Source organism: Ancylomarina sp. (genome assembly GCF_041555295.1).
Lineage (GTDB): Bacteria > Bacteroidota > Bacteroidia > Bacteroidales > Marinifilaceae > Ancylomarina.
Map to the genome: position 1 here is coordinate 1 of NZ_JBFFKR010000112.1, position 10,411 is coordinate 10,411.

Genomic DNA, 10,411 nt, shown 5'->3' on the forward strand with positions numbered 1-10,411 from the left:
CACATACTCCTCTCAGAGGGCAACTTTCTGATGGTTTTTGGTCACATTTTTGGCTGCGGGAGTCATATTCTCACTGTTTTGAAGCACATTTTTGGGTGAAAGAGCCCAAGAAAAGCGTGAAAATGTCACTCAAAACCGTGAAAGACTCAGTCTTTCACGTGCGAGACTCAGTCTTTCACGATATTCTGAGCATTTTCAAGTGTGAAAATCATCAAAACTCATGAGAGGTGGACATTTTCACGTGAAACTCCGGGTTTTCAGATGCGAGAATTGGCAAAAAACATGAAAGCTTGGCATTTTCACGTGCGAGAGTTGCTCTCGCACGTGAAAGACTGAGTCTCTCACTATAAAATAAGGATTTTCAAGCTCAAGAATCCACCAAAATAGGCATCAAAAATTAGCCCAACCCTTTAAACATGGGCATTCTTGCAAAATAGCATTCCAAAAACGAATGGGAGAACAACAAAAAGTCAGCTAAGCCACAGGCTTAACTTCTCAAAGTGAAAACACCAAGCTGAAAAAGTTACTCTATCTTATTGTTAATTGACTAGTGCTTTATTTTGGCCTGGCAGAGGTCAAATTTCGTGAGTGTACTTCACACAAAAAGAACAAGTGTGTATTCATTTTAATGTATCACACATAACACAGCCCAATCCAACAAAGGAAACGGTTGCGACAATCACTCAAATGACAGCTATTCAAACGGCACCAGGAGCTTTTGCCAGTAAGCCTCAAGAAGAATTGAAACTGATAGATCGTCCAGACAAGTTTAATCGAAAGTAATTACATGAAAAATGCCATTCTCATAGGAGAGTGGCTTTTTTTGTGATTACGTGGAGGAGTTGCCTGTCTCGTAAACTTCGGGAAAGTAATATCTATCTCAGTTTAAAAAGAACTTCTATTTTACTTATTACTGTTTAATCTGTTTATATTTTAGTTTCTAATAGCGAATAAAATATGTGTTAGTTATCACCATGTTTGATGAAATGAATACGCTTTTACTGTTAATCATAAATGTCGACATGATTGTTTATAAGTTAACAGTAATTATTTGGAAAAAGGATAGTGACTATTTATAGAGTTGTCATAAAATAAATCTAAGAAAAGCAATTGGGAGAAATTCTGCAAAATATAATGAATCGCCTTTAAACTATCTAGATAAGGATGTAGAAATAAAAAAGAATACAATAATTACGAGAAGTGATTTTGAAAATATAGATATCAAAATAGCTTGCATATCGGTGAGAAATGAGAATTCAAATTTTACAGAAAACAGACAAGTTAAATGTCATAAAAACAATTTGAAATTAATTGTTTTTATGACAAGATTGGTGAATTTTTCACTATGTTTGGCGCACAATAAAGAATATCAACAACAAACACTAAAAAAAAGAGATTAATATGAGTGGCGTTATTATAAAAAATTCAAGAAACACGGAAAATGCACCAAAAAGTGCTGTATCTACACAGACTGTAGCTTTTTCTCATTACAATAATATTTCAGCTCAATTACCTATCAATCCAAAATCGGGTAAAATTATAGGTAATGATGTAAAAGAGCAGGCAAAGCAGTGCCTAAACAACATTAAAGCAATTGTAGAAAGTATCGACCACGTTATGGACGATGTTGTTAAAATCAATGTATTCGTTAAGAATATCTCGGATATTGATGCTATAGATGAAGTTTATGCAACATTCTTCCAAGGATCTCGTCCTACGCGCACGACAGTCGCAGTTGCAGCTTTGCCTATGAATGATGCTTTGGTACAAATGGATGCACTTATTTCAAACGGTGAAGGTACAGCTCCACAAGCTCCTTGCGCTCTCATAAAAGTTTCAAGAAACACGAAAAATGCACCAAAAAGTTCTGTATCTAAACAAACTGTAGCTTTTTCTCATTACAACAATCTTTCAGCTCAATTGCCTATCGACCCAAAATCGGGTGAAGTGGTAACTGGGGGTGTAAAAGAGCAGACTGAGCAGTGCTTAAACAACATTAAAGCCATTTTAGAAAGTATCGACCACGTTATGAACGATGTCGTTAAAACGACGATATTCCTTAAAAACATCTCGGATATTGAAGCCGTAAACGAAGTTTGTGCTAAATTTTTCCCAAACTATGTTCCTGCACGTACAGTAGTTAGTGCTTCAGCTTTACCTATGGATGCTTTGGTACAAATTGATACCGTTATATCACACGGTGATGGTACACCTCCGCAACTTGCTGAAGACACCCGTCTACTGGTTATAGAAGCAAACAATACGGAAAATGCACCAAAATCATCATACTCACACACGGTCGCTTTTTCTCATTACAATCATATTTCAGGTCAATTACCTTTAGACCCAAAAACGAATGAAATAGTAGCTGGTGGTGTAAAAGAGCAGGCTGAACAATGCCTAAAAAATATCAAAGCAATTGTGGAAAGTGTTGACCACGATATGGACGATACAGTTAAAATAAATATCCAACTTAAAAATATCGCAGATATTGATGCTGTAAACGAAGTTTACACAACATTCTTCAAAGGAGATCTTCCTGCAAGAACAGTAGTTGGTGTTTCAGCTATTCCTATGAATGCTTTAGTACAAATTGATGCTGTTCTTTCTAATGCTGAAGGAACACCTCCTGCCTTATAAGAAGATCCATTTTTGTTTTCCTGTCATTAAAGACAGTATTTCATAAACGGTATAAGTACAAAAATAGCTTGGGTTCTGCCCAAGCTATTTTTTTGTCTAATTTTTATAATTTACACCGTAATAAGGAAACAAGATTTATTTATCATTAGATTTTTCTTAAAAGCCCATAACTAAGGGGCTTGTTTTGGGTTCGGTTGGGACTACAACCTAAATCCTCGGAAGTAATTTTTACGGGATTTTTTTTAGAATAGAACATTACTCTCTGCTGCAAATCTTAGAACTTAATTATAAACTCGATAATAGTATTCAAAGGTGTTCAGAAATAGTAAAAGGGTTTTTATTGTATTTATACCGTAACTTATTAAATCAGCTTTTAAATGGCAGCTATCAGCTAAATATCACATTTTATTATGGTGTTTTATTCTAGCATGAGAACATAAGAAATAATGTGTGTGAATCCGAAAAGCGGCAACACTTTGAAAATTTACTCGGAGGTCTCGGTCGAGCCAAGAAGATGAAACAGTAGTGGTTACAGAAGTTGAAGCTTTTGTTACCACTCCCCTGTAGCCAGTTCACTGCATACCCAAGCAGCAAATGAGTCAACTCATAATCCCAGTACAAGAAGAATGATTCTTATTAATTTCAATAATATTGGAATGGAAATATATTTCCTTTTAGACTTGTGAGAAAAAAATAGCAGCTTCTGTTCTTAAAATTGCTATTTTGAATTAGTTCTATGAAAATTAGGCTGATTTAAGAGAGAAAATAAAGTTACTTCCTTTATCAATTTGACTTTCTACCCATATTTCACCACCGTTTTTATTCACAAATTCTTTGCACAAGATCAATCCTAATCCACTACCTGATTCATCACCAGTCCCATAGGTCGTGAAATTACAGTCTAGCTTAAAAAGTTTTTCTTGATTTTCTTTAGTGATTCCTATTCCTGTATCTCTTATAGAAAGAAGAATAAAATCATTCTCATGCTTAGCCGATAGGGATACTTCACCGTTGGGTTCCGTAAATTTCAGCGCATTACTAATTAAGTTACGAACAATTGTATTTACCATGTTCAGGTCGCCATAAGCTAATGTATTCGGTTTAATATCAGAACTTAGTTTAATCGATTTATCCGCCGTTTTAAGCTTGAATAGGTTTAGATTCGATTGAACTAATTCATATAAATCAAATTGAACAGGAGAGAATTCCAGTTCCCCACGCTGACTATTGGCCCATTGGAGAAGGTTCTCTAAAAGAGTGAATAAGTTCTGAGCCGATTCGCTAACAGAGCTGTTGTATTCTTCTAAAACAGCTAAATCTTTAGTTGTTTTTAGCTCTGTTTTTATTAATTCAGAAAAGCCTAGAATAGGATTAAAAGGCGATCTTAAATCATGAGAAATAATCGAAAAGAACTTATCTTTAGTTGCATTTATGATTTCCAATTTGGAATTAGATTCTTCTAACTTACCATTAATGACATTTATTCTGTTATTAATTTTAACTTTTGAGCGAAATAGCATAAAAATAAGTACGATTACAACAATGGCTAAAAATGAAAAAATGAAAAGGTAATTTGCTCTCAACTTTTCTTGTTCCAGCTTTTCTTGAGTGAATTGATTTTTCACTCTTAGAATTTCATTTTCCTTCTCTTTTTGTTCAGCCTCAAATTTAGTTCGAAGTTGTACCATTTTCTCTGTTCTTGATTCATTTTGTAAACTATCTTTAAGAGAGTTATATACGACCATTGAAGAATAAGCATTTTTGTTATTTCCGATTTTATTGTAATAATTTGCTAGCAGTAATAATAAATCAGCCCGCTTTCCTTTCGCTTTCACTTCTTCACTTATCTTAATCCCTTCTGCAAGAGCCCCGTAAGCCTGCTTAAAATTCCCATTACTTAGGTGTATTTGTGCTAAGGATTCAAGATTGTAAATAATTGCTGTCTCTAATTTTAATTTTCGATTAGAGGATAAAGATTCGCGGAAATATATAATCGCTTTCTCATTATTCCCCATTTTAAAATAATTTTCACCGATATTATTTAGACACAATGCCATTCCTGCTTTGTCATCCTTCTTTTTATCAATATTAAGACTCTTTTCGAAGTAGGTTTGTGCCTTTTTAAAATCTAACTCTTCTTGATAAAGAATAGCCAAATTGTTGTATAGTACAGATAATACGTCTTCATCTTTTAATTTTTCAGCTATTTTTTTAGCTTGGTTATAATAGTCTTTGGCCTGTTCTATTTGGTTTTCGGAACTATATATATTTCCCATATTGATGAGAAGACTAAGTTTTATTTGATCATCTTTGAATACTTCAGTAAATTTAAATGCTTCTAAGTATTTGTTTAGAGACAGTTCTAGCTCTCCTCTTTCGTAATAAATCTCACCAAGACCAATAAGATTGTTTACTTTCTGTCGTTTGTCATCTAATAAATCGCATAATTCGATAGATGTATTGTGATGAAAAATCGCACTATCATATTTGCTAACTACCGCGAAGTAATAAGCTAATTTCAAATGTACGTCGCAAATTTTTGTTGAATCTTTAGATTTGTACGAAATATCTTTTGCATAATCTAACGAGATTTTTGCTAATTCGTAATCGTGAACTAGGAGATAATTGTAATAAAGTTCTAGATATGACGTAAAAATTAGCTCTTGATTTTTGTTTAATTTGGATAGTAAAAGAGCCTCTCTTGCATAAAATATAGCACTATCCGTATTCTGCTGATTATAATATTTATCGGATAGGTCAAGATAGAGTTCAGCTTTGGTACTATCTGCTGCTGTGTTAAGTTGTTTTCTTAAATCATCAAGATAGGTATTAGCAAAGGTCGTATTACTGATGAATAAGAATAATAAAAAAAGTTTTAGGTGGATTTGCATTTTGACTAAAGATCTTAGGTTATATTAACCACTGATTCCATGTGGTTTATAAATAATGAAACGTACAAACGGTAAGCTTTGTAGTTAATTCAATAGCTGTAAAAAGGGACTAGTTTTGAACAGCAATATATCATTATTTATATGAGAAATTAACCTAACGTAATAGTAATATTTTTTTGATAACTCTAAGAATACCGTTATCCAAATTATTACAAAATCGATTTCGAATAAGACCGATTGTAACAATTATCATTGGGATAAATATTCCTAAATATAACCGTTTCCTATATTTGGACTACAATAATCGCTTTTACTGAAGGTGGGCTTATAGGGGAAATCTTAACATTTATCCTTCTCGTATTAAGTGAAATATACTGAATGGTTAAAGTTTTGGGGAAAACGACACTTACACTACTGTTGCGATCATTTCAATTATATTAGGTTTCCTAAGAAACTAACCTCAATAAAAATCCTTTTTTTTTTATTAAAACTATATTGAGGTGCAAAAAGTGGTGTGTATATTGAATAAATAGTAGAATGAAAAAACGCAATTACCTATTAATGATAGGTAATTGCGTTTTACACTTGAGGTCTCTGGCGGATTCGAACCGCCGTAGACGGTTTTGCAGACCGGTGCCTAGCCACTCGGCCAAGAGACCCTTTTCTCCTTAAGAGCGATGCAAAGATAAGTAATAAAGAAAATACTTTACAAACTTTTTAAAGCTTTTCTAATATTTTTTTTCTTCAATTCGTGCAGCTTAAAGAGAATCAAAAACTTATCGACTTAAAGTTAAGCTCACTTTCTCAATTTGCCCGCCCATAGGAGGATTCATTTTAGAAACCTTAACGGTAGCCTTCTCCAATTCAGGAAATTTAGCGTAAAGCATATCCAATAATCGCTGAGCAACATGTTCGAGGAGGTGAGACTTAATCTTAAACTCTTCCTGAATCATTTCGTATGCTCTTTGATAATTGAGTGCATCGGTAATGGTATCCGAAGCAGCTGGTTTTTCAGCATTATACTCCATGCGTACATATACAATAAACTTATTGCCTACCACTTGTTCTTCAACAAAACAGCCATGATAGCCGTAAAATTCTAATCCTTCTAATTCTATAATTCCCTTCATTTTCTTAGATCTAAGATGTGAGATAAAAGACGATGAGATTAAAAATATCAATCTCCTATTTTATCGCTCACGTTCTAAATTTATGATGGCGAATATAGGACAATTTTATATAAGCTTGATTCAAATTCATTCTCTCGTACAAATTCATGGAGGTGTGGCTGTTTTATTAAGTGAAAATCTCTACTTTTGTCAGTTCGAACCCTTTATACCTGCTATGACAGATACAAAGTGCATATAGAACAAAACAAGGCGAGATTATGAAGAATCTCAGGCAATACATTGAATCATCTAAATTTGAATGAAGTATGGATAACAAGACTATGAATGAGGAGAATACAAAAGAAGTAAAATCTCTAAATTTTATCCAGCAGATCATTGAAGAAGATCTGAAAAACAATGTCAATGATGGTAGAGTACACACCCGCTTCCCTCCGGAGCCAAACGGTTACCTACACATTGGACATGCAAAAGCAATCTGCCTAAACTTCAGCCTTGCCCAACAATACCAGGGAAAATGCAACCTACGTTTCGACGATACTAATCCTGTAAAGGAAGATACCGAGTACGTAGATTCTATAATGGAAGATATTAAATGGCTGGGTTTTAAATGGGACGGCGATCCTTACTACACCTCTGACTATTTTGAGCAGCTATATGATTGGGCTGTGAAATTGATTAAAGATGGTAAGGCTTATGTTGACGACCAGTCTGCTGCTGTTATTGCCGAGCAGAAAGGTACACCTACAACGCCGGGAACTGAAAGTCCTTTCCGTAACCGTTCTGTTGAGGAAAACTTAGATCTATTTGCTCGAATGAGAGCTGGTGAGTTTGAAAATGGGGCAAAAGTTTTGCGTGCCAAAATTGATATGACATCACCAAACATGCACATGCGTGATCCTTTGATGTATCGTATTTTGCATGCTCATCATCACCGTACGGGTGACGCTTGGTGTATTTACCCGATGTACGATTATGCTCATGGCGAGTCGGATTATCTAGAGGGTATTACCCACTCAATTTGCACACTTGAATTTGAAGTTCACCGTCCACTATACGAATGGTTTGTTTCTAATATCACAGATACTGATTATCAGCCTAAACAGCGCGAATTTGCACGTTTGAATCTGAGTTATACAGTGATGAGTAAGCGTAAGCTACTTCAATTAGTAACTGAGAAGCATGTATCGGGATGGGATGATCCTCGAATGCCAACCATTTCAGGTTTACGTCGTAGAGGTTATACACCTAATTCAATTCGCAACTTTGCTGATACCATAGGTGTAGCTAAACGTAATAACGTGATTGATGTTTCTCTTTTAGAGCACTGTGTACGTGAAGATTTGAACAAAATAGCACCTCGTGTGATGGCTGTTCTTAACCCAGTGAAATTGGTTTTAACCAACTACCCTGAGGGACAAGAAGAACTCCTAAGCATCGAAAATAACCCTGAAGATCCAGAATCAGGTTCTCGTGAAATCCCTTTCTCTAGAGAGCTTTATATCGAACGTGAGGACTTTATGGAAGAGGCACCTAAGAAATTCTTTAGAATGACTCCGGGTCGCGAAGTTCGTCTTAAGGCGGGTTATATTGTGATGTGTGAAAAAGCGGTGAAGGATGCTGATGGTAACATCACTGAAATTCACTGTACTTACGATCCACTATCTAAATCGGGTAGCGGAAGTGAAGAAAGCAAGCGTAAAGTAAAAGGAACACTTCACTGGGTTTCTGCGAAACATGCTGCTAAAGCTGAGGTCAGAATTTACGATCGCTTATTCAACGACGAAGCTCCGGATAGTCATAAGGAAAAAGATTTCCTGGAATTCATAAACGAAGATTCACTTCAGATTCTTGAGAACTGCTATGTTGAACCAAGTTTGAAGAATTCAAAAGCTGAAGATCATTTCCAGTTCACTCGTTTGGGTTATTTCTCAACTGACAAAGACAGTACTGCAGGTCAATTGATCTTTAACCGCACTGTATCGCTTAAAGATTCATTCTCTAAGGGAAAGAAATAATAGAGATTCAACCTCTCATTCACTATTTAAAATCCGGTCTAATGATCGGATTTTTTTATTTAACCACCTCCCCAAAACGAGTTTGGGTACTCCTCCTTAAAAAGGTGAAGTAACAAATAATATAAATAAAAAGGACGTTCGATATGAACGTCCTTTCCAATTTTATTGTTCTAGTGTTCTATCCACATTTTGAAGTTCCACATGATTGACAAATCAGACAACCTTCCTGATAAATAACATGCTCTGAGCCACACTCGACACAAGTCATCCCTTTAGCTTGAGTTCCGTTTGGAATGTATTTTTTAAGAGAACGCTCCACACCGTTTTTCCATGTATTGATGTTTTCGCTGTCTAATTGTAAGCCTGAAATCAAATTCACAACTTGCTCAATTGGCATACCATGACGCAATACACCTGAGATCAATTTTGCGTAGTTCCAGAATTCTTTGTCGAACTTATACGAAAGACCTTCGAAAGTCGTTTTAAAGCCACGTTTGTTACTGTATTGGAAGTCATATCGGGTATTGCCATCCTCATCTTTACGCTTGAGAATAAATCCTTTATTTACCGACTTAGGTAATAGAATACCTTCCTCATCGTCCTGAATACCAGTAAAGATTTCGTATGGATGCCCTTGATAAAGACCGATAATTGCAATCCACTTCTCCTTATTATTTTGGAAACGCACCACTTCAGCTTCTAACTCTTCCGGACGCTTTTCCGGCATGTTTTTTACAGTCGCTTCTTCTTTCTTGTCGTTAGCAATTAATACTCCTGAACGAGAACCATCACGATAAACCGTACAACCTTTACATCCACTCTTCCACGCTTCAATATAAAGATTGCCTACTAATTCTTCAGTAGCATCGCTAGGTAAATTCATGGTTACACTAATTGAGTGGTCTACCCATTTCTGAATACGACCCTGCATGCGTACCTTTTGCAACCAATCCACATCATTCGAAGTGGCTTTATAGTATGGCGATTGTTTTACCAATTCGTCAATTTCCTCATCGGTAAAATGTTTCGCTGTATTGATACCGTTCGCTTCCATCCAGGTTACAAATTTATGGTGAAATACAACAAACTCTTCCCAAGAGTCACCAATTTCATCAGTGAAATCAATACGAACATCTTTATCGTTTGGATTCACTTTTCTACGACGTTTGTAGACCGGTAAGAATACAGGCTCGATACCTGATGTGGTCTGAGTCATCAAACTAGTGGTTCCTGTAGGTGCAATAGTCAAACATGCGATATTACGTCGACCATACTTCAGCATATCTTCGTACATATCAGGAGCAGCCTCCTTCAAGCGCAAAATAAATGGGTTTTTGCTTTCTCGTTCAGCATCGAAAATCTTAAATGCACCACGATCTTTAGCTAAAAAAACTGAGGCACGATAAGCTTCAATCGCAATAACTTTATGAACCTCTTCAGAGAAATCAGTAGCAGCTTCGGTTCCATATTGCAAGCCCATAGCTGCAACCATATCCCCTTCGGCAGTGATACCTACGCCGGTGCGTCTTCCCTCTTCAGCTTTTGTTCTGATATTGTGCCAAAGATTGCGCTCTACACGCTTCACTTCTGCTTCTTCAGGGTCTATTTCAATTTTTGCGATAATTGCATCAATCTTCTCCAGCTCAAGATCAATAATATCATCCATAATACGCTGAGCCATTCCAACGTGCTTCTTAAACAAATCGAAGTTGAAGCTAGCTTGAGGCGTAAAAGG

Annotated in this window: 5 protein-coding genes, 1 tRNA gene and 1 pseudogene; 3 read left to right on the forward strand and 4 right to left on the reverse strand. The window is 35.8% G+C overall.

From position 1 onward, the window contains the following. The first annotated feature begins 588 nt into the window (after positions 1-588). Together ABY905_RS09495 and ABY905_RS09500 are read left to right on the forward strand one after the other, a co-directional pair. Positions 589-783, forward strand: a complete 195-nt coding sequence (locus ABY905_RS09495; RefSeq protein WP_372642954.1) for a hypothetical protein — start codon at positions 589-591, stop codon at positions 781-783. Between the two features lie 618 nt (positions 784-1,401). Beyond that, on the forward strand, positions 1,402-2,640 hold the full coding sequence (locus ABY905_RS09500) for a RidA family protein (protein WP_372642956.1): 1,239 nt from the start codon (positions 1,402-1,404) through the stop codon (positions 2,638-2,640). Positions 2,641-3,383: 743 nt separating this feature from the next. On the opposite strand, the gene ABY905_RS09505 is transcribed toward ABY905_RS09500, so the two are convergent. The 3 genes from ABY905_RS09505 to folB all read right to left on the reverse strand — a co-directional run bounded on the left by ABY905_RS09505 (position 3,384) and on the right by folB (position 6,661). Then, the gene (locus ABY905_RS09505) at positions 3,384-5,531 is read right to left on the reverse strand and encodes a tetratricopeptide repeat protein (protein ID WP_372642958.1); all 2,148 of its coding nucleotides are present in this window, start codon (positions 5,529-5,531) and stop codon (positions 3,384-3,386) included. Between the two features lie 588 nt (positions 5,532-6,119). Then, positions 6,120-6,190, reverse strand: a tRNA-Cys gene (locus tag ABY905_RS09510). Between the two features lie 117 nt (positions 6,191-6,307). Continuing rightward, positions 6,308-6,661: a dihydroneopterin aldolase gene (folB, locus tag ABY905_RS09515; RefSeq protein ID WP_372642960.1), complete on the reverse strand. Its 354-nt coding sequence runs from the start codon at positions 6,659-6,661 to the stop codon at positions 6,308-6,310. Between the two features lie 305 nt (positions 6,662-6,966). Between folB and ABY905_RS09520 the strand changes: the two genes are divergently transcribed. Beyond that, entirely contained in the window at positions 6,967-8,676 is a 1,710-nt protein-coding gene (locus ABY905_RS09520; RefSeq protein ID WP_372642962.1) for a glutamine--tRNA ligase/YqeY domain fusion protein, read from the forward strand. Between the two features lie 178 nt (positions 8,677-8,854). On the opposite strand, the pseudogene ABY905_RS09525 reads toward ABY905_RS09520, so the two are convergent. Continuing rightward, positions 8,855-10,411 (reverse strand): annotated as a pseudogene (locus tag ABY905_RS09525) (ribonucleoside-diphosphate reductase, adenosylcobalamin-dependent); the annotation flags it as partial.